Genomic DNA, 24,094 nt, shown 5'->3' on the forward strand with positions numbered 1-24,094 from the left:
CGAAACTTTTTCAGGCCGACCCCGGCGATCTGTGGTTGGGCTGCGCCCAGGCCGTACGGGGGACGAACCGAGGCCCTTCCTGTGGCTGATAGCCCATTGGCCGCGCTTCGCGCGGAGTGGGGCCGGGAAGCGGTGGGGTGGCGGAGTGGCAGGCTAGGGCCATGACGACGATCGCGGTGCTGGGGGCGGGGAAGATCGGGGAGGCCTTGCTGTCCGGGCTGTTGCGCGGGGGGCGGGCGCCGGAGGAGTTGGTGTTCACCGAGAAGCACCCTGAGCGGGCTGCCGCCCTCACCGAGGAGTACGGCGTCGAGGGGCTCGACGTGACCGAGGCCGCCCGCCGGGCCGACGTGCTGGTGGTGGCGGTCAAGCCGCAGGACATCGAGCCGCTGTTGGACGAGCTCGCGCCCGTGCTCAAGCCCGGCACGTTGGTCGTGTCGCTGTGCGCCGGTCTGCCGACCTCGCTCTTCGAGCGCCGGTTGCCCGAGGGGACGCCGGTCGTGCGGGTCATGCCCAACACGCCCATGCTGGTCGGCGAGGCCATGAGCGCCATCTCCGCGGGTCGGTACGCCGCCACCGAGCACCTCGCCCTGGTCGAGGAGCTGCTCACCACCGTCGGCAAGGTCGCGCGGGTGCCCGAGAGCCAGCAGGACGCCGTCACGGCCCTGTCCGGGTCCGGGCCCGCCTACTTCTTCTTCCTGGTCGAGGCCATGATCGACGCGGGCATCCTGCTCGGCATCCCGCGCGACCTGGCCACCCGGTTGATCATCCAGAGCGCCGTCGGGGCGGCGCAGATGCTCAACCGGAACGACACCCACCCGGTGATCCTCCGCGAGGCCGTCACCTCGCCCGCCGGCACGACCATCATGGCCATCCGCGAACTGGAGAAGCACGGGGTCCGCGCGGCCATGTTGGCGGCCATCGAGGCTGCTCGGGACCGTTCGGTGGAACTGGGACAGGCCCACGAGGCCCACTGATACCGCCATTGGCCGTCGCACCAGTCCCAGGTGTCCCGTTACTCTCAGAGGAGCACGTGCGTGTCGAACCGTCGGTGGGGAAGCCGACGGCACGACGCGTGTCGAAGGACGCGGTGATCCATGCCGGAGGACAACGATCGAGCACCCCTGGTCCAGGTCAAGTTCCTGACCGTCGCCGAGGTGGCGCTGGTGATGCGAGTGTCGAAGATGACGGTGTACCGGCTGGTGCACTCGGGCGAGCTGACCGCGGTGCGGGTCGGCAAGTCGTTCCGAGTGCCCGAGAAGGCGGTCCACGAGTACCTGCGGAACGCCTACTTCGACGCCGGGTGAGGGCGGGCGCCGGCAGCCGGGTAAACTGACAGGCCGTTCGTGCCTGGTGTCGGCGCGCCCGAGTTTGGCGGGTGTCTCCACCGGCGCGTGGAGAAACACCTTCGTCTAGTGAGTGAGGAACCCGCATGGGCTCGGTCATCAAGAAGCGCCGCAAGCGCATGTCGAAGAAGAAGCACCGCAAGCTGCTGCGCAAGACCCGCGTCCAGCGCAGGAAGCGCGGCAAGTAAGCCCTGGTCTTCGGTGCCGGCGTCCCCCGCGGGGCGCCGGCACCGGCATGTCCGGCGGCCATCCGGGTGAACGGCGCGGTGACCTGCGTCAAGAGCGTGACCACGAGACGATCGGGTACCCGAATCCGTGGGTAGAGTCCACGTCGCAGCCGTCCGCGCAGGTCGCAACCGTCTCGGAGTCGCATGGCGCCCAAGGTCGTTCTCGTCACCGGATGCAGCCGCTACCTCGGCGGCCACCTCGCCGCGCGCTTCGCCGCCAACCCGGACATCGACCGGGTGCTCGGCGTGGACACCGAGCCGCCGCCGCGTGACCTGCTGCGCCGCATGGGGCGCGCCGAGTTCGTCCGCGCGGACATCCGCAACCCGCTCATCGCCAAGGTCATCGCCACCGCGCACGTCGACACGGTCGTGCACGCCTCGGTGACCGCCAACCCGGCCGGGCCGACCGGGCGGACGGTGATGAAGGAGATGAACGTCATCGGCACGATGCAGCTGCTGGCCGCGTGCCAGAAGTCGCCGCACGTGCGCAAGCTCGTCGTGAAGTCCACCAGCGCCGTCTACGGGTCCTCCTCGCGCGACCCGGCGGTGTTCACCGAGGACATGGGCCCCAAGGACCTGCCGTCCAGCGGGTACGCCAAGGACGCCGTCGAGGTCGAGGGCTACGTGCGCGGCTTCGCCCGCCGCCGGCCGGACGTGGCCGTGACCGCGCTGCGGTTCACCAACTTCATCGGCCCGCGCATCGACACCGTCCTGACCAGGTACTTCGCCCTGCCCGTGGTGCCCACGGTGCTCGGCTACGACGCCCGCGTGCAGCTGCTGCACTCCGAGGACGCGCTGGCCGTGCTGGAACGCGCCACCCTGCACGACCTGCCCGGCGTGTTCAACGTCGGCGGCGACGGGGTGCTGCTGCTGTCCCAGGCGATCCGCCGCGCGGGCAAGCTGCCGCTCCCGGTGCCCACGGCCGCCGTGCCGACCGTGGGCCGGCTGTTCCGCAGCGCGCGCCTGGTGGACTTCTCCCCGGACCAGATGCGGTTCCTGAACTGGGGCCGCGTCGTGGACACCACGCTGCTCAAGCGCGAGTTCGGCTTCACCCCGCGCTGGACCACGCAACAGGCGTTCGACGACTACGTGAGCGGTCGCGGCATGCGGCCCCTGATCGACCCCGAGCTGGTGGCGTCGGTCGAGCGCACCGTGCTCGACACGGCGGCGAAGCTCCGCTGAGGAGGTGGACGTGGCAGAGGCGAGGGTGATCCCCCTGCGGACACCGGACCGGCGCGGCGGGTTGGCGCGGGTCCCGCACCCCGTCGAACCGGACCCGGAGGCGGCGGCCCCCGAGGCGCGGCCGGCGTCGGAGTGGGAGGAGCGCCTGGCGGGCGTCCTGGCCTTCCTCCGGCGGCGCGTGCAGGGCGACTACGAGGTGGACGAGTTCGGCTTCGACCCGGACCTGACCGACCACGTCCTGATGCCCCCGCTGAAGCCGCTGTACGAGAAGTGGTTCCGGGTGGAGACCATCGGCCTGCACAACGTGCCCGCGACCGGCGGCGCGCTGCTGGTGGCCAACCACTCCGGCACCCTGCCGCTGGACGCCACCATGACCGCCTACGGCATCCGGGCCGAGCACCCGGCGCACCGCCACCTGCGCATGCTGGGCGCGGACCTGGTGTTCAAGACCCCGGTCCTGGGCGCGCTGGCCCGCAAGTCCGGCCAGACGCTGGCGTGCAACCCGGACGCGGAGCGGCTGCTGCGGTCCGGTGAGCTGGTCGGCGTGTGGCCGGAGGGCTTCAAGGGCATCGGCAAGCCGTTCAAGGACCGGTACAAGCTGCAGCGCTTCGGCCGGGGCGGCTTCGTGTCGGCGGCGCTGCGGACCGGGGTGCCGATCATCCCGTGCTCGATCGTGGGCGCGGAGGAGATCTACCCCAAGATCGGCGACATCAAGGCGCTGGCGCGGCTGTTCGGCTTCCCGTACTTCCCGGTGACCCCGTTCTTCCCGCTGCTGGGCCCGCTGGGCGCGATCCCGCTGCCGTCGAAGTGGTACATCGAGTTCGGCGAGCCGATCCGCACGGACGTCCACGGCGAGGGCGCGGCGGACGACCCGATGCTGGTGTTCAACCTGACCGACCAGGTGCGGGAGACCATCCAACAGACCCTGTACCGGCTGCTGACCCAGCGGCGCAACGTCTTCCTGGGCTAGCGCGACGCCCCGGCCACCGCTGCCGTCGTCGGGGGCGGCGTGGCGGCGGATCCGGCGTTGTCGGGCCTCTCACGCGGCGCGCCTCGCCGTACGCCGGGCGAGGCCTACCCGCGCCGGCGGTACGCCATGCCCGCCGCGATCGCGCCCGCCAGCGCGCCCGCGCCCAGCACGGACGGCACGCCGATCTTCGCCGCCTTCCGGCCGGTGCGGAAGTCGCGGATCTCCCAGCCGCGCTTGCGGGCCGTCTCGCGCAGGCCCGAGTCCGGGTTGACCGCCACCGCCGTGCCCACCACCGACAGCATCGGCACGTCGTTGACCGAGTCCGAGTAGGCCGTGCACCGCCGCAGGTCCAGGCCCTCCTTCGCGGCCAGCGCGCGGACCGCGTGCGCCTTCGCCCGGCCGTGCAGGAGGTCGCCGACGAGCTTGCCGGTGTAGATGCCGTTCTCGCTCTCCGACACCGTCCCCAGCGCGCCGGTCAGGCCCAGCCGCCGGGCGATGATCTGCGCCAGCTCCACCGGGGTCGCGGTGACCAGCCACACCCGTTGCCCGGCGTCCAGGTGCATCTGGGCCAGCGCCTGCGTGCCGGTCCAGATCTTGTCGGCCATCAGCTCGTCGTAGATCTCCTCGCCGAGGCTCACCAGCTCCGCCACCGACCGGCCCGCGACGAAGCTCAGGGCCTGCTCGCGCGACGCCTTGACGCTCTGCGGGTCCTCCCGGCCGCCGACCCGGAACTTGATCTGCTGCCAGGCGAACCCCATCAGGTCCGAGTTCTTGAAGTACTTGCGGGCCGCCAGGCCGCGGGCGAAGTGGAAGATCGACGCGCCCATCATCATCGTGTTGTCCACGTCGAAGAACGCGGCGGCGGTCAGGTCGGTGGGCGCGCCGGACGGTTCCGGCGCGAGCGGGGTGGCCAGCGCCGCCTCGGCCGAGGCCGCACCGGCCAGTTCGGCGAGCCGTTCGCGCTCGGCAGAGCCCTCCACCACACGCCTTTTCACCACGTCAGCGCCTCCCGGGGTCCGATGGGGACAGGGTAGCGATCAGCCGGTGAGACCGGGCAGCGGTAGCTGGGGCAGCGAGAGTGTCGGCAGCTGGACGGGTGGCGTGACGGTCGTCGTCACGGTCGGCAGCGGCAGCGGGAGCGACGGGTCCTGCGTGCCGGGCGTGCCGGGCGTGGCCGCGGGCGGCGCGGTGGGCTCGCCGCCCGGCGTCGTCGGACCGCCGCCGGGGGTGGACACCAGGACCGACGGCTGCTCGGTCGGGGACGGGCTGGGCGCGGTGGACGGCGGCGCGCACTCGCCGGTCGCCGGCACGGGGCCGACGTCGTCGGTCTGGCCGGTGGTGACGGTGGCGCACGCGGTCCGCGCGGCCAGGTCGGTCGCCCGCCGGGCGATGCGGTCGAGCAGGTCGAGGGACGTGCCGGCCCGGTCGGCGGCCGGCACGGGCAGGCGTCCGCGCAGGTCACCCAGTCGGGTGGTCTGGGACACCGCCCAGTCGCGCAGCCCGGTCAGGGCGCGCTGGTCCGAGTTCGACCCGAACGCGGCCAGCACGCGGGAACCGGCCGCGGCGTCGGCGTCGAAGTCGGCCAGCGCGGTCAGGTACCCGCCCAGCGGCCCGCCGCCGGAGTCGCGGTAGCGGTCGGCCAGCGTCTCCATCTCGGACACGCGGGCAGCCGCGAACTCCAGCCGCTTGTACCCCTTGGACTCCTCGCCGAAGGTCAGGCCCAGCGAGGCCGACTCGGCGGTGCGCTTGACGCCGTAGAGCGCGTCGCCGGGCAGCGCGTCGCGGGAGAGCAGCAGGCTCATCCCGGCCAGCGACAGCACCAGGCACAACGCGGCGGCCAGGGCGACGGCTAATCGCCCCCGCGCCCCGCCCCGGGGTCCGCGGCGGTCGAGCTTGGTCGGCGGGGACGGGCTCGCGCCGAGCACCCGTTCCCGCATCCGCGCCCTGGCCGCCTCGTCCGGACCGCTCGTCGCCGCCGCCGCGCGCAGCAGCGCCACGACGGCCAGCTCGTCGGCGAACTCGGCGTCGGCGGTGGTCGCGGGCCGCGCGTCGGTGGTGGCCGGGGGTCGCGCGTCGGCGGGGCGGCCGGGCTCGGGCCGCGCCGGTCGTCCCGGTCCCGGCGGAGCGTCGGCCGGGTGTCCGTGCTCGGCTCGCGCGTCGACCGCACGAGCGAAGCGCTCGTGCTGCCTGCGACGCCCCAGCGGCGTGATCCTTCTGCCCACCATCCCGCACCGACTCGTGGAGGAGTACCTGACCCGAGTAACGAAGCCGGGGGTTCCGGAGTTACGCCGGCACGACCGGGCGATCGGGGGAACCTCGGCGGCGGGTCAGCGCAGCCAGTTCGGCAGCAACTGGGCGAGCCGGCGCACCGCGCGGTGCTGGAGGGCCTTGATCGCGCCTTCGTTGCGGCCCATCTTCGCGGCGGTCTCGGCCACGGACAAGCCCTGGATGAAACGGAGAGTGATGCATTCCCGTTGATCGTCACCCAGTTGGGCTACGCACCGGAGGAGCTCGGCGTTGGCCGCGTCGGTCAGCACCTCCTGCTCCGGACCGCTCGCGACCTCGCGGTTGTCGTCCGGCTCGGCGGTGGTCACCTCCAGCCGGTAGCGGCTGGACTTCACGTGGTCGAAGACGATGTTGCGGGCGATCGTGACGAACCACGCGCCGACGTCCCGGCCCTGGTAGCTGATGGACCCGATGCTGCGCAGCGCGCGCAGGAACGTCTCGCTGGTCACGTCCTCGGCCAGCGTGCGGTCGCCCACCCGGAACAGCACGTACCGGTAGACCACGTCCACGTACCGGTCGTAGAGCAGCCCGAACGCGTCCGTGTCACCCGCCTGGGCGGCACGCACGAGGTCCCACGGCTCTTCCGCCGGGTCGGTCTCCACGCTCTCGATCGTGCTGGACTGCCCTCCAGTGCTCCACATCGAGCGGAGCGTCCGGTTGGTCCTGATGGTGTTGTCGCTCGCCCTTGCGCTCATCGGCTCGCGGCACCTCCACAGAGTCGCCGTTCGGGCAGCATACGTGTTGTTACTCCGTAGTAGGTAGCGGCAACCGGTCTCGAATCTGCGACGCGTTCGGAGGCACTGCGTGACGCCGCCCGTGCGTGACAGACTGCGCGGAGGGTCCGCAGTGTTCACCAGGAGGTCACCTTGACCGCTTCCGCTCGCAACGTCGCCGACCTGGTTCGCGCCTCCGCGCACCGTGGACCCAAGCACGTCGCACTGGTGGATGTCACGACTGCGAACAGTTACACCTGGGCCGAAGTCGACTCCTTCGTGGACCGCGAGGCTCACCGGCTCGTGGACTCCGGTGTCGAGCCCGGTGACCGGGTCGTCGTGCGGCTGCCCACGGGCGCCGGGTTCTGCGTGGCCGTGTTCGGCGCGCTGCGCGCCGGGGCGGTCGTGGTGCCGGTCGCGCCCGGTCAGCCCGCGCGCGAGCTGCAGCGGGTCCTGGCCGACTGCGGCGCCCGCCTGCTGGTCGGGGACGCCGGCGGGGCGGACGTCGAGGCGCTGCCCGCGCCGGAGCTGGAGCCGGGCGAAGAGTTCACCGCCATCGGGTCGGGCGAGGACGTGGCCGTGCTCGGCTACACGTCCGGGACGTCCGGGCAGCCGCGCGGGGCGATGCTGTCGCACCGGGCGCTGCTGGCCAACGTGGACCAGTGCGCGTCCCTGCGGCCCGCTCCCGTGACGGCGGGCGACCGGGTGCTGCTGGCGCTGCCGCTGTTCCACGTCTACGGCCTCGGGCCGGGACTGTTGCAGGTCGCCGGGGCCGGGGCGACCGCGGTGCTGCTGGAGCGGTTCGACGCGTCGGCGGCGCTGGACGCCATCCGCGAGCACCGGGTGACGACGCTGGTCGGCGTGCCGCCGATGTACCGGGCGATCCTGAACCAGCCCGTCGAGCGGCTGCGCGAGGACCTGGCGACCGTGCGCCTGTTCACGTCCGGCGCCGCGCCGCTGGCCGCGGGTGTGCTCGACGCCCTGCGCCAGGCCGTGGGCCTGCCGGTCTACGAGGGCTACGGGTTGACCGAGACCGGCCCCGTGCTGACGTCCACGCTGGTCGGCGGGGTGCCGAAGGCGGGTTCCGTGGGCCGGGCGCTGCCCGGCGTCGAGGTGCGCCTGGTGGACACCGACGGCCGGCCGCTGGACCTGGAGGAGGACGAGCCGGGGACGGGCCTGGTCGCCGCGCGTGGCGAGAACCTGTTCAGCGGCTACTGGCCGGACGGCGCGCACGGCCCGGACGCCTCGGGCTGGTTCCGGACCGGTGACGTGGGCTTCTTCGACGAGGACGGCGACCTGCACCTGGTGGACCGCGCGGGCGACCTGATCATCGTCAACGGCTTCAACGTCTACCCGCACGAGGTCGAGCAGGTGGTGGCCGAGCTGGCGGGGGTCGCGGAGTCGGCGGCGGTCGGGGTGCCCGACGAGCGGACCGGGGAGTCGGTGAAGGTCGTGGTGGTGGCGGCCGACGGGGCGACGCTGACCGAGGAGGCCGTGAAGGAGCACTGCGCGGCCCGGCTGGCCAAGTTCAAGGTGCCGACCGTGGTGGAGTTCGCCCCGACCCTGCCGCACTCGGCCACCGGCAAGCTCGCCCGCGCCCGCCTGCGCCTCCCGCTGACCTGAGCCGCCCCGCCTCACGCCGGCCTGCGCCTCCCGCCGACCCGAGCCGCCCCGCGCCCGCCTGCGCCTCCCGCCGACCCGAGCCGCCCCGCGCGCCTCCCACCGACCCGAGCCCGCCCCCGGGTGCTGCGAGAATCGCCGGTGTGAGCCACCACGTGACACTGATGAGCCGGGCCGACTGCCACGCCTGCGAGCAGGCCAAAGCCGACCTGGAGCGGATCTGCGGGGAGCTGGGCGTCGGCTGGGACGTGCAGGACGTCGACACCGACCGCGAACTGCGCGCCGAGTACGGGGACCGCGTGCCGGTGATCCTCGTGGACGGCGAGGAGCACGGGTACTGGAAGGTCGAGGAGGACCGGCTGCGGGCCGCGCTCGCCTGACTTACCGACCTCTTACGGAATCGGCGAACCGGATCGCGGCGGGTGTCGAATCACCGGTATGAGCCGTTGGACCGCCGCCCTGGTCGGGATCGTCGGCGTGGGCGCCGCCCTGGCCGCCGGGCACCTCGTGGCCGCGCTCGTCGGGCCCTCCGCCTCGCCGTTCCTGGCGGTCGGGAACACCTTCATCGACTTCACCCCGTCGCCGCTGAAGGACTTCGCCGTCCGCGCGTTCGGCACCTACGACAAGCTCGTCCTGCTGATCGGCATGGCCCTGGTGGTCCTGGGCCTGGCCGTCGCCGCCGGGCTGCTGTCCCGGCGCACGCCCACCCCCGGCACGGTGCTGGCCGCCGTCCTCGGCGTGGTCGGGGTCGCGGCGGTGCTCTACCGGCCCGACCTGGGACGACTGGGCGTGCTCGCCCCGCTCGCGGCCGGCGCGGTGGGCATCGGCGTGTTCCGGTGGCTGCACCGGGAGGCGCTCGCCGAGCGGCGGGTCGAGGGCCGGCGGAGCTTCCTGATCGCGGCCGGGGCCGGTGTGGTCGCCGGCCTGGGCGGGCAGTTCCTCGGCACCCGCACGGACGTCGAGGGCTCGCGGGCGGCCGTGGGGACGCTGGAGGCGGCCGTGAAGGCGCCCGCCGTCCCCGCCGGCGCGGACTTCGCCCGGGACGGCACGCCGTCGTTCATCACGCCCAACCGCGACTTCTACCGGATCGACACCGCCCTGAGCGTCCCGCGGCTGCGCGCGGAGGACTGGGCGCTGCGCGTCCACGGCCTGGTCGACCGGGAGCTGACCCTCGACCACGCCGACCTGCGCGGCCGTGACCTGGTGGAACGCACGATCACCATGACGTGCGTCTCCAACGAGGTCGGCGGGCCGTACGTCTCCACCGCCACCTTCATCGGCGTCCCCCTCCACCAGGTCCTCCGCGAGGCCGGCGTCCGGGCGGGAGCCGACCAGCTCTTCTCCACCAGCGCCGACGGCTGGACGGCCGGCACGCCCCTGGACGTCGTCCTCGACCCCGACCGCGGCGCGCTGATCGCCCTGGGCATGAACGGCGAACCCCTGCCCGTCGAGCACGGCTTCCCCGCCCGCCTGGTCGTCCCCGGCCTCTACGGCTACGTCAGCGCCACCAAGTGGGTCGTGGACCTCGAACTGACGACCTTCGCCGCCAAGCGCGCCTACTGGCTGGAGCGCGGCTGGGCCGAGCGCGCCCCGATCAAGACCATGTCCCGCATCGACTCCCCGAAGGGCCTGTCCAGGACCGGCCGCCGGGTCACCGTCGCCGGCGTCGCGTGGGCGCAGCCGACCGGCGTCGCGAAGGTCGAGGTCCGGGTGGACGGCGGCCCGTGGCGGGTCGCCGAGCTGTCCGCCGACGCCGGTGACGACGCCTGGCGCATGTGGCGGCTGCCGCTGGACCTCGGGCCCGGCGGGCACACCGTCGAGAGCCGCGCCACGGACAAGTCCGGGTTCACCCAGCCGCAGGCCCGCGTGGCCCCCGTGCCCGACGGCGCGACCGGCTGGCACTCCCTGTTCTTCACGGTCGAGTGATTCACGCCAAAGAGGTCGAACCGGATCCGACCCTGGTTCGAACACCTCAGTGAATACCGAACCCGGTAAAACCAAGGAGTGATCCGCCGTGCGGAACAGCAAGCTCGCCCTGGTCGGAGCCGCCGTCGCCGCCTTCGCGCTCACCGCGTGCAGCGCCAACGACACCGCGTCCACCGCGACCGGCACGACCACCACGACGACGACCACGACCACGACCACCCAGGCGATGGCGGACGGCGTCACCAAGACCACGGACGTCTTCGGCCCCGGCTGCGCCGGCGTCCCCCAGGACGCGCAGAACGAGGGCTCGCTGCAGGGCATGGTGGACGACCCGGTGGCCACCGCCGCGAGCAACAACCCGCTGCTGACCAAGCTGGTCGCGGCGGTCAAGGCGGCCAACCTGGTGGACACGCTGAACTCGCAGTCCGCGATCACCGTGTTCGCGCCCGCGGACCCGGCGTTCGCCGAGCTGGGCGACGCCAAGTTCACCGAGCTGGCCGGCCAGCCGGAGACGCTGGGCAAGATCCTCCAGTTCCACGTGGTCGGCAAGCGCTACGACGCCGACGGCCTGCGCCAGGCCGGCACCGTGAAGGCGCTGACCGGTCAGGACCTGAAGATCGAGGGCTCCGGCGAGACCATGACGGTCAACGGCGCACCCGTCCTGTGCGGCAACATCCCGACCAAGAACGCCACCGTCTTCGTGATCGGCAAGGTGCTCACGCCTCCCGCGGCGTGATCTTGAGCGGACCTCGTACGAGGTTCACTCGATGGTGGAACGGTGCTGGAAGAACGCCCGTTGACCACCCGGGGCCGAGTGCGGCGCGTATCCACGCCCGCGCTCGGCCCCCTTTCGTTGCGGGGGGATGTTCCATGGGGGTTGACCGAGATCAGCCGGCCGCGCCGGCCGCCGCCCATCAACTTTGTGCATACGTTCACAAGCGGTACGGTGGGCGTATCACCCCGCTGGTGACGGTGCCCGGCGGGTCAATCGGTCGGATGTCGAGGAGAGCCAGCGTGGTGGATCGGCGGGGCGCGGGTGACGAGGTTGTGACCACCGCCGCCGCGAAGAGATCCGCCGACGCGGCCGAGTCCGCCGCCGACGTCCGCGAGCGCGCGCGGGCCATCCCGGAGGCCGCCGTGGCCCGGCTGGCCGTGTACCTGCGGGTGCTCTCCGGCATGGCCGAGCAGGGCGTGACGACCATCTCCAGCGAGGAGCTGGCGGGCGCCGCCGGGGTCAACTCGGCGAAACTGCGCAAGGACCTGTCCTACGTCGGCTCGTACGGCACGCGGGGCGTCGGCTACGACGTCGAGGTGCTCGTGAGCCACATCGAGCGCATCCTCGGACTGACCCGGAAGCACTCCGTCGCGGTCGTCGGGATCGGTAATCTTGGTCACGCGCTGGCCAACTACGGGGGCTTCCCGAGCCGCGGTTTCCCGGTCGCCGCGCTCTTCGACATCGACCCGGACCTGACCGGTGTGCCCGTAGGTGGCATACCTGTCAACCACATCGACGACATCACGTCCGTCTGCGCCGAGCGCGAGGTCTCGATCGGCGTCATCGCGACGCCGCCGCAGGCCGCTCAAGCCGTCTGCGACCGTTTGGTATCCGCCGGAGTGCAGTGCATCCTGAACTTCGCACCCGTTGTGCTCCAAGTGCCGGACTACGTCGAGGTGCGCAAGGTCGACCTGGCGGTCGAGATGCAGATCCTGTCGTTCCACGTCGCGCGACGGGCTGACGAAGCCGCCGGTGACGTCGTCAACGGTGTCGGTGTGGACGGGGTGGTGATTCGCCCGTGATCGTGCGGGTTGTGAGCCGGAGGGCTCCCGGGGACACGTCGGCGGGGCCGACCGCGGACAGGGTTCCCGCATGAGTGTCCTCGTCGTCGGTCTTTCGCATCGCACCACCCCCGTTCCCGTGCTGGAACGCGTCGCCGTCGCCGACTCCGACCTCGGCAAGGTCCTCGACCAGCTCCTCCGGGCGCCCAGCGTCTCCGAGGCCGTGCTGCTCTCGACCTGCAACCGGGTCGAGGTCTACGCGGTGGTCGAGACCTTCCACGGCGGCATGAACGAGGTCGTCGAGGTCCTCGCGCGGCAGGCCGCCGCCGAGCCCGCCGACCTGTTCGAGCACCTCTACGTGCACTACTCGGCCGCGGCCGTCGAGCACCTGTTCTCCGTCGCGGGCGGCCTGGACTCCATGGTCGTCGGCGAGGCCCAGATCCTCGGCCAGTTGCGCACCGCCTACAACCGCGCCGACGAGGCCGGTGTGGTCGGGCGCACGCTGCACGAGCTGGTCCAGCAGGCGCTGCGGGTCGGCAAGCGCGTGCACTCCGACACCGACATCGACCAGGCCGGCGCGTCCGTGGTCTCCGAAGCCCTGTCCGACGCCGCGCGGGCGCTGGGCGGCCTCGACGGCCGGCGCGCGCTGATCGTGGGCGCGGGTTCGATGGGCGGCCTGGCCGCCGCGCACCTGCGCCGCGCCGGCATCGGCGAGGTCGTGATCGCCAACCGCACCGCCGTCAACGGCGCGCGCCTGGCCGAGTCGCTGACCTCCGACGGCGTGCCCGCCCGCTCCACCGGCCTGGCCGGCCTGGCCGACGAGATCGCCCGCGCCGACGTGCTGTTCGCCTGCACCGGCTCGGTGGACACCGTGGTCGGCGCGGAGCTGATCGGCGACCGCGAGCCGGGCCGCCCGCTGGTCGTGTGCGACCTGGGCCTGCCGAAGGACGTGGACCCGGCCGCCGCGCTGCTCTCCGGCGTCCGCGTGGTCGACCTGGAGACGCTGCAGCGCCGGCTGTCCGACGCCCCCGCGGGCCAGGTCGCCGGCCTCGCCGCCGAGATCGTGGCCGAGGAGGTCCGCTCCTACCTCGCGGGCCAGCGCAAGGCCGAGGTCACCCCCACCGTGACGGCGCTGCGCAAGCGGGCCGCCGAGGTCGTGGACGCCGAACTGCTGCGCCTGGACTCCCGGCTGCCGCAGCTGGACGGCGCGGTCCGCGACGAGCTGGCCAAGACCGTGCGCCGCGTGGTCGACAAGCTCCTGCACACCCCCACCGTGCGGGTCAAGGAGCTGGCCGCCGCGCCCGGCGGCGAGGGCTACGCCGACGCGCTGCGCGAGCTGTTCGGCCTCGACCCGCAGAAACCGGCCGCCGTCAGCACCCCCCTCTCGACGCAGAACCCGACGCAGACCAAAGGTGAGAAGCGGTGAACCGCACCCTGAGGATCGGCACGCGTGGTAGTGCCCTGGCACTCGCGCAGACCGGTCACGTGGCCGACGCGTTGCGCGCCGCCGGCGCCGACGTGGAGATCGTGACCATCTCCACCCCCGGCGACCGGTCGTCCGCGCCGATCGCCGAGATCGGCATCGGGGTGTTCACCTCGGCGCTGCGCGACGCGCTGGCGAACGGCGAGATCGACGTCGCCGTCCACTCCTACAAGGACCTGCCCACCGCCCGCGACCCCCGGCTGTCGCTGGCCGCCGTGCCCCCGCGCGAGGACCCGCGCGACGCGCTGGTCGCCCGCGACGGCCTGACCCTGGGCGAGCTGCCCGCCGGCGCGCGCGTCGGCACCGGCTCGCCGCGCCGGGCCGCCCAACTCGAAGCCCTCGGCCTCGGGCTGGAGGTCGTGGCGCTGCGCGGCAACGTGGACACCCGCATCCGCAAGGTGAGCGACGGCGAGCTGGACGCCGTCGTGCTGGCCCGCGCGGGCATCGCGCGCCTGGGCCGCACCGCCGAGATCACCGAGACCCTGGAGCCCATCCAGATGCTCCCCGCGCCCGCCCAGGGCGCGCTCGCGGTGGAGTGCCGGGTCGACGACGTCGACACCGAGCACCTCCTCCAGTCCACTCTGGACGACTCGGCCAGTCGGGCCGCTGTCGCCGCCGAGCGCGCGCTGCTGGCCGCGCTCGAAGCTGGTTGCAGCGCGCCGGTCGGCGCATTGGCCGATGTGGTGGAAGACCTCGACGAGCAGGGAGCGGTTGTCCTCCGCCTGTCCCTGCGCGGGGTCATGGCGGCGGAGGACGGCGACCTCCTCCGTGCGTCCGCCACCGGTGACTTGACCGCAGCAGAGGAACTCGGCCGCGCGCTGGCCGCCGAGTTGCTCGACCTTTCCGGCCTCGCCGCTGCGCGGTCGGAAGGGCGTAGTTGATGGGGAGTGCCCTGATGACCCGCGCACGCAAGACCCCTGGCCGCGTCGCCTTCGTGGGTTCCGGCCCCGGCGACACCGGCCTGCTCACGGTCCGTGCCCGTGACCTGCTCGCCAAGGCCGAGCTGGTGGTGACGGACCCGGACGTGCCGTCCGAGGTGGTCGCCCTCGTACCGGACGGCGTCGAGACCCGCCCGGCGGTCGGCGACCCGGCCGACGTGGCGAAGGACCTGGTCGCCGAGGCGAAGAACGGCCACGCCGTGGTCCGGCTGGTGGCGGGCGACCCGCTGACGCTGGACTCCGTGGTCAAGGAGGCGCACGCCGTCTCGAAGACCACCATCGCGTTCGACGTGGTGCCGGGCGTCCCGGCGGGCACGGCGGTGCCCGCGTACGCGGGCGTGGCGCAGGGCGCCGTGCACACCGAGGCCGACGTCCGGGGCGTCACCGACTGGGCGAGCCTGGCCGCCGCGCCCGGCACGCTCGTGCTGCACGCCACCGGCAGCCACCTCGCCGAGGCCGCGTCCTCGCTGGTCGAGCACGGCCTGGCCCCGCAGACCCCGGTCGCGGTGACCGCGGACGGCACCGGCTTCGGCCAGCGCACCGTGGACACCACGCTGGCCTCGCTCGCCGCCGACGCCGGCGACCTGGGCGGACCGCTGGTGGTGACCGTCGGCGCGGCCGTCGCGAACCGCTCGAAGCTGTCCTGGTGGGAGTCGCGCGCCCTGTACGGCTGGCGGGTGCTGGTGCCGCGCACCAAGGAGCAGGCGGGCGCGATGAGCGACCGGCTGCACTCGCACGGCGCGATCCCGGTGGAGGTGCCGACCATCTCGGTCGAGCCGCCCCGCTCGCCCGCGCAGATGGAGCGCTCGGTCAAGGGCCTGGTCGACGGCCGCTACCAGTGGGTGGTGTTCACCTCGACCAACGCCGTGCGCGCCGTGTGGGAGAAGTTCCGCGAGTTCGGCCTGGACGCTCGGGCGTTCTCCGGCGTGAAGATCGCGTGCGTGGGCGAGTCCACGGCGGCCAAGGTGCGCTCGTTCGGGATCATCCCCGAGCTGGTGCCCTCCGGCGAGCAGTCCTCCGAGGGCCTGCTGGCCGACTTCCCGCCCTACGACGACATCCTCGACCCGGTGGACCGCGTGCTGCTGCCCCGGGCCGACATCGCCACCGAGACCCTCGCGGCGGGCCTGCGCGAGCGCGGCTGGGAGATCGACGACGTGACGGCCTACCGGACCGTCCGCGCCGCCCCGCCGCCCGCCGACACCCGCGAGATGATCAAGTCCGGCGGGTTCGACGCGGTGTGCTTCACCTCGTCGTCCACCGTGCGGAACCTGGTCGGCATCGCGGGCAAGCCGCACGCCCGGACGCTGGTGGCGTGCATCGGCCCGCAGACGGCGGAGACCGCGCGCGAGTTCGGTCTCAGGGTGGACGTGCAGCCCGAGGACGCCAACGTGCCGGCCCTGGTCGACGCCTTGGCCCAGCACGCGGCCCGACTGCGTGCCGAAGGGGCTTTGCCGCCTCCTCGCAAGACCAAGCGCCTGCGCCGCTCGTAAACAGCAATCGGTCGGGGCCACTCAACGGTGGCCCCGACCGCGTTTCGTAGGGAGTGCCACCCGTGTTCCCCGCCCACCGCCCGCGCCGCCTGCGCACCACGCCGGCGATGCGCCGCCTGGTCTCCGAGACCACCGTGCGCCCGCGCCAGTTCGTGCTGCCGATGTTCGTCAAGGAGGGCGCGGACGCCCCGGCCGAGATCGCGTCCATGCCGGGCGTCGTCCAGCACACCCGCGAGTCGCTGCGCAAAGCCGCCGTCGAGGCCGTCCAGGCGGGGGTCGGCGGCATCATGCTGTTCGGCGTCCCCGCGACGCGCGACGCCGTCGGCTCCGGCGCGACCGACCCCGACGGCATCCTCAACGCCGCCCTGCGCGACCTGCGCTCGGAGCTGGGCGACGCCACCGTGCTGATGTCGGACTGCTGCCTGGACGAGTTCACCGACCACGGCCACTGCGGCGTGCTCACCCCCACCGGCGAGGTCGACAACGACGCCACGCTGGAGGTCTACGGCGAGATGGCCGTCGCCCAGGCCCGCGCCGGCGCCCACGTCGTCGGCCCCAGCGGCATGATGGACGGCCAGATCGGGTCCATCCGGTCCGCGCTGGACGAGGCCGGGTTCACCGACACCGGCATCCTCGCCTACTCCGCCAAGTACGCCTCCGCGCTCTACGGGCCGTTCCGGGACGCGGTGGAGTCGCAGCTCTCCGGCGACCGCAAGACTTACCAGCAGGACCCGGCCAACGCCCGCGAGGCGCTGCGCGAGGTCGAGCTGGACCTGGCCGAGGGCGCCGACATGGTCATGGTGAAGCCCGCCCTGCCGTACCTGGACGTGCTGGCGGCCGTCGCGCAGGTCTCGACCGTGCCGGTGGCGGCGTACCAGATCTCCGGCGAGTACGCGATGGTCGAGGCCGCCGCCCGCAACGGCTGGATCGACCGCGAGCGCACCGTGCTGGAGACGCTGACGTCGATCCGCCGCGCGGGCGCGGACATCGTGCTCACCTACTGGGCGGTGGAGGCGGCACGGTGGCTCGACCGGGAGTGACCCCGCCGCCGCGGCTGGTCGACATCGCGCGGTGGTTGTGGATCGGCAGCGCCGTCGTCGGCCTCGGCCGGTTCCTGGTGCAGTTGGCCGACCGGGAGATGCTGATCGGCGAGCTGCGCAAGCAGCAGCCCACGCTGTCGCAGGACGAGCTGGACGCGGCGGCCAGCGGCGGCGTCATGTTCGGCCTGCTCCTGGGCGGGCTGTTGGTGCTGGTCTACGCGTTGCTGGCCAACCGCATGGCGCAGGGCCGCAACTGGGCGCGGATCGTGCTGACCGTGTTCGGCGCGGCCGGCGTGTTCTTCGGCGTGGTGCGGCTGGTCGCCGTGGCGTCGGGGTTGGCGGCGGCGTTCCAGCTGGCCATCCGGCCGGAGGACGTCGTGTTCGGCGTCATCACGATGGTGTTGGACTGCGTCGCGCTGGTCCTGATGTACCTGCCGTCGGTGTCCTCGCACTTCACCGCCCCCAAGGCCAGGCTCCAACCGAGCTGACCGCGCGGCAGGTTCCGGCCACCGGCCCGGGGTGACGTGGCGCACTCGCGGGCCGGTCCGCGGCGGACCTCCCGTGGGTGCCGGCCGCCGGATCCGGGCCGTTGTCCCTGCACTCGGGGCCGCCGGCGGAAATGTCTGGTTCGACAGTTCGGGGGACCTCCGGATCACAGCGTTCCGTCAGCGGTGTTGCACCACGGGTAGCTAACGGATTGTGATTTCAGGTCGACGGGACGCGCACATGCTTCTACGGTCCGCGCATGACCACTCCTCAGAACCCGTACGGCCAGGGTGGGCCGGGCGGCCCGCAGCAGCCGGGTGGGTACCCCCAGCAGGGCGGTTACCCGCAGCAGGGCGGGCACCCCCAGCAGGGTGGCTACCCGCAGCAGGGCGGCTACCCCCAGCAGGGCGGGCACCCCCAGCAGCCCGGCGGGTACCCGCAGCAGCCCGGCTACCCGCCGGCCGCGCCGCCGCTGGCCCCGCACGAGATGCACCGGCCGCCGCGCCCCAAGTCCGTGGACACCGCGTTCCTGCTCTTCATGATCAGCGCGGGCCTCGGCATCCTGTCCTCGATCTTCAGCTTCATCACGGCGAAGGAAGCGGCGGAGGCGGCCCTCAAGCCGCTGCGCGACGCGGGCTTCGACACGTCGGCGGCGGCGGTCGAGCCGTCCTACGGCGGCGCCATCTTCAGCCTGATCCTGTTCGCCGTGTGGATCGCCGTGGTCTTCCAGATGCGCAACGGCCAGAACTGGGCGCGCATCACCCTCACCATCCTGGGTGGCCTGGGCATCCTGTTCGGCCTGATCGGCCTGATCGGCATCGGCCTGCTGTTCAGCCTCGGCATCTTCGGCGTCATCCAGGGCCTGTTCAACATCATCCAGCTGGCGCTGATCATCGGCGCGCTGGTGTTCATGTTCAAGCCGGACGCCAACCACTACTTCAAGGCGAGCTGACCCCAGCCGCCCGGTCACAAGGTCGTTGTCCACCGCCTGTCGCGGTGGACAGCGACCTTTCGTGGTTCTAGCGTTCTTAATCGTGACGACCCCCGAGGACCCCGACGAGGGCAGGCCTGCGCCGCACGTTCCCCCGCCGCCGCCGTTGAGCGAGTCCGAGCTGTCCGGCGCCGCGGTCGCCGCTCGGCCGCCGCTGCCCAACGAGGTGCGGATCTCGTTCTTCCTGTGGCTCGCGGTCGGGGCGATGTTCGTGGTCAGCGCGGTGGTCGCGGTGGCGCAGCGGGACCAGTTCGTCGAGGCCGTGCGGCAGACGCCCGAGGCCCGGGACCTCACGCCCGAGGCGTTCGACGCCGCCGTCACCGCCAGTTGGATGCTCGCGATCATCGCCAGCGCGGTGATGGCCGGGCTGTTCGTCCTCTTCGCGTTCCAGGCGCGGGCGGGCAAGGGCTGGGCGCGGGTCGTGCTCGCCGTGCTGACGGCGGTCGTCCTGCTGTTCGTGCTGTTCGGGCCGTCGCCGTGGGGCCTGCTCATCGCGCTGATCAGCGTGGCCGGCGTGGTGCTGCTGTACCTGCCCGGCGCGAAGGCCTACTTCGACGCGGTGAAGCGGAACCGGTGAGCGACCAGCCGCCCGGGACCGCCCGGGCCGCGGTGGCGGTCTGGTACGCGCTGGCCGTGTTCGGCGTCGTCAACGTCGCCTACCTGTGGGTGCGGCGCGCGGCGCTGGAGGACGCGGCGGCGCGGGAGGGCTTCGACACCGGCGCGGTGACGACGCTGTTGGTGCAGCTCACGGCGGTCGCGGTGGTGTTCGGGGCCGGGTACGTGGCGTTCGGGCGGATGCTGCGGCTGGGCCGGGGCTGGGCCCGGCGCGCGCTGACCGGCGTGGCCCTGCTGCACGTGCTGTGGCTGCTGCTGTCCGGCTCGGCGAGCGCGAACCTGGTGGTGGTGCTGCTCATCGCGGTCGGAACCGCGCTCACCTGGCTGCGCGGTACGGCAGAGTGGGTGGGGCAGCACTAGCCCCCCGGAGCCGACCATGCCCGAGCCCGACCCGTTCGCCTCGCCGTTCCACCACGTCCGGCTGCCCGGCGAGCCCGAGCCGACCACCGGCTACGGCTTCCCCGGCCCGATGCCGGCTGCGCCCGAGCCGACCGGCAACCCGTACGCGGCCGACAACCCGTACGCGGCCGACAACCCGTACGCGGCGACCAACCCGTACGCCGCCCCGGACCCGTACGCGGCCCCCGCCTACGGACTGCCGGTCGCGCACCCGTACGTGTCGGCGAGCGCGGTGCACATGTCGGTGCTGGAACGGCCGGTCGCGCTGCTGGTGTCGTCGTGGAGCTGGCTGGTGGCGACCGTGCTGGTGGTGCTCGCGCTGCCCGGGATGTTCTTCGTGTCCTCGGACGTGCTGGCCAACGAGCTGTACGAGGAGTCCCAGGCCGAGGTCGAGCCGATGACGCGGGCCGAGTCCGAGATCGTCGCCCAGCTGACGCCGATGTTCTTCGTGCTGGGCTTCGCCGTGCTCGCCGTCCCGTACGTCGTCGCGGCGATCAAGCTGCGCGGCGGGCGGAACTGGCCGCGCGTGCTGCTCGCGGTGCTCGGCGCGGCCGGGGTGGTGTTCGGGCTGGCCATGCTCGCGGCGTTCTCGACCAGCGCGGTGCCGTACGTGAACTGGCTCGTGGGCACGGTCTGGGCACTTTTGTTCCTCGCGGCCGTGCTGCTGGGCATAGTGGCGATGTTCGTCCCGCCGGTCAACGCCTACGTGAGAGCGGTGAGCACCCGATGACCCAGCCGCCCGCCGGACCGGGGCACCAGCCCTGGGACCCGCGGCAGTACCCGCAGGCCGCGCCGGTCGAGCACGGGTTCCCCGCCATGCGCGGCGTGGACCAGCACACCACCCGGGTCCAGCGACCCGGGGTGGTCGTCCTCGGGTTCGGGTTGTGGCTGTTCGCCGCGCTGGCCTGGCCGCTGGGCTCGATCGTCCGGATCGGCGTCGAGGAGGGCACGTTCGAGGGCTTCGGCCCGATCATGTCGCTGTTCGTGTCGGGGTGCCTGTTCTTCGCGGGCCTGTGGGGCGCGATCGCGTTCTTCGGCGGCAGCTACTACGCCCGGATGGCGTTGTGCGGCGGGTCGCTGGTCATCGGCGTCCTGGCGTTGGCGGCGGCCCTGGTCGCGGCCCGGGACGACCTGGACGAGCCGTTGTCGTGGGTGGTCATCGTGGCGCGGCTCGTGCTGCCCGCGGTCGCGGCCGTGGTCAGCTTCCTGCCGGGCACCCGGCACTGGTTCGCGGGGAACCTGGGCTAGTGGAGCAGCCCGTCCTGTACTCCGAGCCCGGCGCGTCCTGGTGGCCGCTGCTGTGGGGACCGGTGTTCGTGCTGGTCGGCGTGCTGGTCGAGGCGGTCACCGGCGGCGTGTGGTTCGCGCTGTGGGCGGTCGTCGGGTTCGTGCTGACGTGCAGCGCCGCGCTGTGGGTGGCCGGGCGGCGGCGCGTCTACGGGGTGCGGCTCACGCCCGTGGCGCTGCGCCTGGGCCAGGAGGAGCTGCCGGTCCGCGACATCGCCGAGGTCGAGGGCGTCGAGCCGCGCGCGGGCGCCAAGGTGCTCGGCGGCGGGTGGAGCGTGCCGCGCGGCACCACCGAGGTGCCCGTCCGCCTCGCCGACGGGACCGTGGTCACCGCGTGGGCGCGCGACCCCGACGCGCTGCGCGGGGCCGTCCACCGCCTGCTGTCGCACCGGACGTGAGAGGCTTGCGCACCGTGACGACTGTTCCCGGGCTGCACCAGCCCAAGCGCGCGATCGTCGCCGGCGTCGAGGTGGTCGCGGTGGTGGCGCTCGCGTTCGCGGTCGTGTGGTGCTGGAACCGGGGTGTTCTGCGCTACAGCTACCCGGTGGCCGACGGCGCGCCCCTGGAGTCCACGCGGTACCTCGGCAACTGGATCGGAGCGGCGATCGGCCTGGCCACGCTGGCCGGCGTGCTGCTGCTGGACGCGGGCCGCCAGGTGGTGCTCGCGGTCCGTGCCCGTGGTCGGAAGCAGGTCGATCCGCCGGACGTGTGAGACTGGGGGGCGTGACTTCGACGCGATCCCAGGCGCTGTTCGAGCGCGCGGCGGCGGTTGTCCCCGGTGGCGTCAACTCGCCGGTCCGGGCCTTCCACTCGGTGGGCGGCACGCCCCGGTTCATGGTGCGCGGCGAGGGCCCGCACCTGTGGGACGCCGACGGCAACAAGTACGTCGACCTGGTCTCCTCGTGGGGCCCCATGATCCTCGGCCACGCCCACCCCGCGGTGGTGGACGCGGTGCGCTCGGCGGCCGTCCACGGCCTGTCGTTCGGCACGCCCACCGAGGGCGAGATCGAGCTGGCCGAGGAGATCATCGACCGGGTCGCGCCGGTCAACCAGGTGCGGCTGGTCAACTCCGGCACCGAGGCGACGATGAGCGCCATCCGCCTGGCCCGCGGCTACACCGGCCGGCGCAAGGTGGTGAAGTTCGCGGGCTGCTACCACGGGCACGTGGACGCGCTGCTCGCCCAGGCCGGGTCCGGCGTGGCCACGCTGGGCCTGCCGACGTCGCCGGGCGTCACCGGCGCGCAGGCCGCCGACACCATCGTGCTGCCGTACAACGACATCGAGGCCGTGCGGGCGGCGTTCGCGGAGAACCCGGACGAGATCGCCTGCGTGATCACCGAGGCGGCGGCGGGCAACATGGGCGCGGTCGCGCCCAAGCACAACGCCGAGCTGCTGGAGCTGTGCCACGCGCACGGCGCGCTGCTGGTGATGGACGAGGTGATGACCGGGTTCCGCGTGTCGCGCGCGGGCTGGTTCGGGCTGGAGAACGTGCCCGGCGACCTCTACACGTTCGGCAAGGTCATGTCCGGCGGCCTGCCCGCGGCGGCGTTCGGCGGTCGGACCGAGATCATGCAGCGGCTCGCCCCGTCCGGGCCGGTGTACCAGGCCGGGACGCTGTCCGGGAACCCCGTCGCGGTGGCGGCGGGCCTCGCCACGCTGCGCGCGGCGACCGACGAGGTGTACCTGAAGCTGGACGCCAACGCCACCCGCCTCGGCGCGCTGTTCACCGCCGCGCTGACCGAGGCCGGCGTCGCGCACCGCGTGCAGTTCGCCGGGAACCTGGTGAGCGTCTTCTTCACCGAGGACGAGGTCACCGACTACGCCGGCGCCCAGGCCGCCCAGACCTGGCGCTTCCCCCCGTTCTTCCACGCCCTGCTGGAACGCGGCGTCTACCCGCCGCCCAGCGCGTTCGAGGCGTGGTTCGTCAACGCCGCCATGACCGAGGAGGACTTCGCGGTGATCGCGGAAGCCCTGCCCCACGCCGCCCGCGCGGCAGCGGAGGCCAAGCAGTGAGCCGCACCGTCGTCCACCTGCTCCGGCACGGCGAGGTGCACAACCCGACCGGCATCCTCTACGGCCGCCTGCCCGGCTTCAAGCTGTCCGAACGGGGCCAGAAGCAGGCCCTGACCGTGGCGGAGCACTTGCGGGACCACGACATCGCGCACGTCGTGGCGTCCCCTTTGGACCGTGCACAGCAGACCGCCGCCCCGATCGCCGACTCGCACCGGTTGGAGCTGGCGACCGACGACCGGCTGATCGAGGCGGACAACCAGTTCGAGGGCCTGAAGGTCGCGGTCGGTGACGGCGCCCTGAGGTCCCCGAAGCACTGGCCCAAGCTGGTCAACCCGTTCCGCCCGTCGTGGGGCGAGCCGTACCTGGAGATCGCGCACCGGATGCTGGGCGCCGTGCAACGGGCACGCCTGGCGGCGGAGGGTCACGAGGCGGTCTGCGTGTCCCACCAGTTGCCGATCTGGACCTTGCGGAGGTTCCTGGAGGGCAAGCGCATGTGGCACGACCCGCGCCGGCGGGAGTGCTCCCTGGCGTCCCTGACGAGCCTGGTGTTCGAGGGCGAGGAACTGGTCAAGGTCGTCTACACCGAGCCGGTGGGCGCGACGAACCCGAGGGTGACCGGGGCATGAGGCGCTTGCTCCTGGTCGCGTTGCTGGTGCTGACGGGCTGCTCGACCGGCGACGACGCGGTGGTCGCCGGCTCGGACTTCCAGCTGGTGGCCCCGGCCGGCCAGGTCCGCATCCGCTACGACGCGGACGACCGGAAGGTCGTGCGGGGGCTGAGCGGCCCGGACGTGCGGGACGCCGCCAAGACGGTCAGCCTGGACGACTACGCGGGCAAGGTCGTGGTGGTCAACATCTGGGGATCGTGGTGCCCGCCCTGCCGGACGGAGGCCCCGGAACTGCAGAAGGTGCAGGACGAGCTGGGGGCGGACGTCGTCCAGGTGCTCGGCGTGGCGGTGAAGGAAAGCTCCCCGGACGGACCCCGCGACTTCCTGGCCAACCGGCAGCTGTCCTACCCGTCGATCTACGACGAGTCGGGCCGATCGATCCTGGTGTTCAAGGGCCTGCCGCCCAATGCCGTGCCGTCGACGTTCGTGCTGGACAAGCAGCACCGGGTGGCGGCGGTGTTCCTGGTCGGGGTGATCGCCTCGGACATCACGCCGATCGTCAAGGAACTGGCCGCCGAGTAGCGGCACCTGTTTTTGGATCGGGCTCCCAGCCACAAGGGGCCTTCGTGTTCCCCACCGTATGACCTGCCCGAAGGGCTACCACACTTTTTGGGGGTCGGGCCAAAAAGTTTTTGCGAGGAA

Annotated in this window: 28 protein-coding genes; 25 read left to right on the forward strand and 3 right to left on the reverse strand. The window is 72.8% G+C overall.

Translation table 11 applies throughout. From position 1 onward, the window contains the following. The first annotated feature begins 161 nt into the window (after window positions 1-161). From proC to AB0A74_RS16420, 5 genes are all read left to right on the forward strand, one after another. Window positions 162-974 (forward strand): pyrroline-5-carboxylate reductase, encoded by an 813-nt coding sequence (gene proC, locus AB0A74_RS16400; RefSeq protein ID WP_358250143.1) that lies wholly within the window; start codon window positions 162-164, stop codon window positions 972-974. A 120-nt stretch (window positions 975-1,094) separates the two neighbouring features. Beyond that, on the forward strand, window positions 1,095-1,304 hold the full coding sequence (locus tag AB0A74_RS16405; protein ID WP_015105423.1) for a helix-turn-helix domain-containing protein: 210 nt from the start codon (window positions 1,095-1,097) through the stop codon (window positions 1,302-1,304). 125 nt (window positions 1,305-1,429) lie between these two features. Then, window positions 1,430-1,531 (forward strand): AURKAIP1/COX24 domain-containing protein, encoded by a 102-nt coding sequence (locus tag AB0A74_RS16410; RefSeq protein WP_015105422.1) that lies wholly within the window; start codon window positions 1,430-1,432, stop codon window positions 1,529-1,531. 183 nt (window positions 1,532-1,714) lie between these two features. Continuing rightward, entirely contained in the window at window positions 1,715-2,752 is a 1,038-nt protein-coding gene (locus tag AB0A74_RS16415; protein ID WP_358250146.1) for an NAD-dependent epimerase/dehydratase family protein, read from the forward strand. Window positions 2,753-2,762: 10 nt separating this feature from the next. Further along, complete coding sequence (locus AB0A74_RS16420; RefSeq protein ID WP_358250147.1) at window positions 2,763-3,722, forward strand: lysophospholipid acyltransferase family protein; 960 nt, start codon at window positions 2,763-2,765, stop codon at window positions 3,720-3,722. 104 nt (window positions 3,723-3,826) lie between these two features. Here the strand turns inward: AB0A74_RS16420 and AB0A74_RS16425 are convergent, their stop codons facing one another. The 3 genes from AB0A74_RS16425 to AB0A74_RS16435 all read right to left on the reverse strand — a co-directional run bounded on the left by AB0A74_RS16425 (window position 3,827) and on the right by AB0A74_RS16435 (window position 6,703). Next, complete coding sequence (locus AB0A74_RS16425) at window positions 3,827-4,720, reverse strand: HAD-IB family hydrolase (protein WP_358250149.1); 894 nt, start codon at window positions 4,718-4,720, stop codon at window positions 3,827-3,829. A gap of 39 nt (window positions 4,721-4,759) precedes the next feature. Beyond that, window positions 4,760-5,947, reverse strand: coding sequence for a DUF5667 domain-containing protein (locus AB0A74_RS16430; RefSeq protein ID WP_358250150.1), 1,188 nt, complete (start codon window positions 5,945-5,947; stop codon window positions 4,760-4,762). 102 nt (window positions 5,948-6,049) lie between these two features. Then, entirely contained in the window at window positions 6,050-6,703 is a 654-nt protein-coding gene (locus AB0A74_RS16435) for a sigma-70 family RNA polymerase sigma factor (protein ID WP_358250151.1), read from the reverse strand. Window positions 6,704-6,874: 171 nt separating this feature from the next. Between AB0A74_RS16435 and AB0A74_RS16440 the strand changes: the two genes are divergently transcribed. From AB0A74_RS16440 to AB0A74_RS16535, 20 genes are all read left to right on the forward strand, one after another. Then, window positions 6,875-8,344 (forward strand): AMP-binding protein, encoded by a 1,470-nt coding sequence (locus AB0A74_RS16440; RefSeq protein WP_358250153.1) that lies wholly within the window; start codon window positions 6,875-6,877, stop codon window positions 8,342-8,344. 140 nt (window positions 8,345-8,484) lie between these two features. Continuing rightward, entirely contained in the window at window positions 8,485-8,721 is a 237-nt protein-coding gene (locus AB0A74_RS16445) for a glutaredoxin family protein (protein ID WP_358250154.1), read from the forward strand. 58 nt (window positions 8,722-8,779) lie between these two features. Beyond that, entirely contained in the window at window positions 8,780-10,267 is a 1,488-nt protein-coding gene (locus AB0A74_RS16450) for a molybdopterin-dependent oxidoreductase (RefSeq protein WP_358250155.1), read from the forward strand. Between the two features lie 88 nt (window positions 10,268-10,355). Beyond that, window positions 10,356-11,003, forward strand: a complete 648-nt coding sequence (locus AB0A74_RS16455; RefSeq protein WP_343934189.1) for a fasciclin domain-containing protein — start codon at window positions 10,356-10,358, stop codon at window positions 11,001-11,003. A gap of 134 nt (window positions 11,004-11,137) precedes the next feature. Further along, entirely contained in the window at window positions 11,138-12,064 is a 927-nt protein-coding gene (locus AB0A74_RS16460) for a redox-sensing transcriptional repressor Rex (protein WP_358250157.1), read from the forward strand. 70 nt (window positions 12,065-12,134) lie between these two features. After that, window positions 12,135-13,469, forward strand: a complete 1,335-nt coding sequence (locus AB0A74_RS16465) for a glutamyl-tRNA reductase (protein ID WP_358250159.1) — start codon at window positions 12,135-12,137, stop codon at window positions 13,467-13,469. Next, a complete protein-coding gene (gene hemC, locus AB0A74_RS16470) occupies window positions 13,466-14,407 on the forward strand; it encodes a hydroxymethylbilane synthase (RefSeq protein WP_358250161.1) in 942 nt (313 codons plus the stop codon). The genes AB0A74_RS16465 and hemC overlap by 4 nt, the downstream gene beginning before the upstream one ends. Window positions 14,408-14,421: 14 nt before the next feature. Continuing rightward, the gene (locus AB0A74_RS16475) at window positions 14,422-15,954 is read left to right on the forward strand and encodes a bifunctional uroporphyrinogen-III C-methyltransferase/uroporphyrinogen-III synthase (protein ID WP_358250163.1); all 1,533 of its coding nucleotides are present in this window, start codon (window positions 14,422-14,424) and stop codon (window positions 15,952-15,954) included. A gap of 62 nt (window positions 15,955-16,016) precedes the next feature. Beyond that, window positions 16,017-16,994, forward strand: a complete 978-nt coding sequence (hemB, locus tag AB0A74_RS16480) for a porphobilinogen synthase (RefSeq protein ID WP_358250164.1) — start codon at window positions 16,017-16,019, stop codon at window positions 16,992-16,994. Next, window positions 16,976-17,482: a hypothetical protein gene (locus tag AB0A74_RS16485; protein ID WP_358250166.1), complete on the forward strand. Its 507-nt coding sequence runs from the start codon at window positions 16,976-16,978 to the stop codon at window positions 17,480-17,482. Before hemB ends, AB0A74_RS16485 begins: the two co-directional genes overlap by 19 nt. Window positions 17,483-17,739: 257 nt before the next feature. Then, a complete protein-coding gene (locus tag AB0A74_RS16490; protein WP_358250168.1) occupies window positions 17,740-18,432 on the forward strand; it encodes a hypothetical protein in 693 nt (230 codons plus the stop codon). Window positions 18,433-18,514: 82 nt separating this feature from the next. After that, window positions 18,515-19,048, forward strand: coding sequence for a hypothetical protein (locus tag AB0A74_RS16495; RefSeq protein ID WP_358250170.1), 534 nt, complete (start codon window positions 18,515-18,517; stop codon window positions 19,046-19,048). Further along, complete coding sequence (locus AB0A74_RS16500) at window positions 19,045-19,446, forward strand: hypothetical protein (RefSeq protein WP_358250172.1); 402 nt, start codon at window positions 19,045-19,047, stop codon at window positions 19,444-19,446. Before AB0A74_RS16495 ends, AB0A74_RS16500 begins: the two co-directional genes overlap by 4 nt. 16 nt (window positions 19,447-19,462) lie before the next feature. Then, window positions 19,463-20,215 carry a hypothetical protein gene (locus tag AB0A74_RS16505; RefSeq protein WP_358250173.1) on the forward strand — a complete coding sequence of 251 codons (753 nt, stop codon included), beginning with the start codon at window positions 19,463-19,465 and terminating at the stop codon, window positions 20,213-20,215. Further along, entirely contained in the window at window positions 20,212-20,733 is a 522-nt protein-coding gene (locus AB0A74_RS16510) for a hypothetical protein (protein WP_358250175.1), read from the forward strand. The genes AB0A74_RS16505 and AB0A74_RS16510 overlap by 4 nt, the downstream gene beginning before the upstream one ends. Continuing rightward, window positions 20,733-21,170, forward strand: coding sequence for a DUF3093 family protein (locus AB0A74_RS16515; RefSeq protein ID WP_358250177.1), 438 nt, complete (start codon window positions 20,733-20,735; stop codon window positions 21,168-21,170). The genes AB0A74_RS16510 and AB0A74_RS16515 overlap by 1 nt, the downstream gene beginning before the upstream one ends. 14 nt (window positions 21,171-21,184) lie before the next feature. After that, window positions 21,185-21,484: a hypothetical protein gene (locus AB0A74_RS16520; RefSeq protein WP_358250178.1), complete on the forward strand. Its 300-nt coding sequence runs from the start codon at window positions 21,185-21,187 to the stop codon at window positions 21,482-21,484. Between the two features lie 11 nt (window positions 21,485-21,495). After that, window positions 21,496-22,785: a glutamate-1-semialdehyde 2,1-aminomutase gene (gene hemL / locus AB0A74_RS16525; protein ID WP_358250180.1), complete on the forward strand. Its 1,290-nt coding sequence runs from the start codon at window positions 21,496-21,498 to the stop codon at window positions 22,783-22,785. Then, window positions 22,782-23,411 (forward strand): histidine phosphatase family protein, encoded by a 630-nt coding sequence (locus tag AB0A74_RS16530; RefSeq protein ID WP_358250182.1) that lies wholly within the window; start codon window positions 22,782-22,784, stop codon window positions 23,409-23,411. The genes hemL and AB0A74_RS16530 overlap by 4 nt, the downstream gene beginning before the upstream one ends. Continuing rightward, entirely contained in the window at window positions 23,408-23,974 is a 567-nt protein-coding gene (locus tag AB0A74_RS16535) for a TlpA disulfide reductase family protein (RefSeq protein ID WP_358250184.1), read from the forward strand. Before AB0A74_RS16530 ends, AB0A74_RS16535 begins: the two co-directional genes overlap by 4 nt. Window positions 23,975-24,094 lie beyond the last annotated feature (120 nt).

The sequence above is a fragment of the Saccharothrix sp. NPDC042600 genome (assembly GCF_040647305.1).
GTDB classification, from domain to species: Bacteria; Actinomycetota; Actinomycetes; order Mycobacteriales; family Pseudonocardiaceae; genus Actinosynnema; species Actinosynnema mutabilis.

Coding starts and splice junctions, on each gene's coding strand:
- AB0A74_RS16415 (WP_358250146.1), top strand. CDS start 1,715: ATGGCGCCCAAGGTCGTTCTCGTCACCGGATGCAGCCGCTACCTCGGC.
- AB0A74_RS16475 (WP_358250163.1), top strand. CDS start 14,422: ATGACCCGCGCACGCAAGACCCCTGGCCGCGTCGCCTTCGTGGGTTCC.
- AB0A74_RS16405 (WP_015105423.1), top strand. CDS start 1,095: ATGCCGGAGGACAACGATCGAGCACCCCTGGTCCAGGTCAAGTTCCTG.
- AB0A74_RS16510 (WP_358250175.1), top strand. CDS start 20,212: ATGACCCAGCCGCCCGCCGGACCGGGGCACCAGCCCTGGGACCCGCGG.
- AB0A74_RS16410 (WP_015105422.1), top strand. CDS start 1,430: ATGGGCTCGGTCATCAAGAAGCGCCGCAAGCGCATGTCGAAGAAGAAG.
- AB0A74_RS16460 (WP_358250157.1), top strand. CDS start 11,138: ATGGGGGTTGACCGAGATCAGCCGGCCGCGCCGGCCGCCGCCCATCAA.
- AB0A74_RS16535 (WP_358250184.1), top strand. CDS start 23,408: ATGAGGCGCTTGCTCCTGGTCGCGTTGCTGGTGCTGACGGGCTGCTCG.
- AB0A74_RS16465 (WP_358250159.1), top strand. CDS start 12,135: ATGAGTGTCCTCGTCGTCGGTCTTTCGCATCGCACCACCCCCGTTCCC.
- proC (WP_358250143.1), top strand. CDS start 162: ATGACGACGATCGCGGTGCTGGGGGCGGGGAAGATCGGGGAGGCCTTG.
- AB0A74_RS16430 (WP_358250150.1), bottom strand. CDS start 5,947: ATGGTGGGCAGAAGGATCACGCCGCTGGGGCGTCGCAGGCAGCACGAG.
- AB0A74_RS16505 (WP_358250173.1), top strand. CDS start 19,463: ATGCCCGAGCCCGACCCGTTCGCCTCGCCGTTCCACCACGTCCGGCTG.
- AB0A74_RS16490 (WP_358250168.1), top strand. CDS start 17,740: ATGACCACTCCTCAGAACCCGTACGGCCAGGGTGGGCCGGGCGGCCCG.
- AB0A74_RS16435 (WP_358250151.1), bottom strand. CDS start 6,703: ATGAGCGCAAGGGCGAGCGACAACACCATCAGGACCAACCGGACGCTC.
- AB0A74_RS16450 (WP_358250155.1), top strand. CDS start 8,780: ATGAGCCGTTGGACCGCCGCCCTGGTCGGGATCGTCGGCGTGGGCGCC.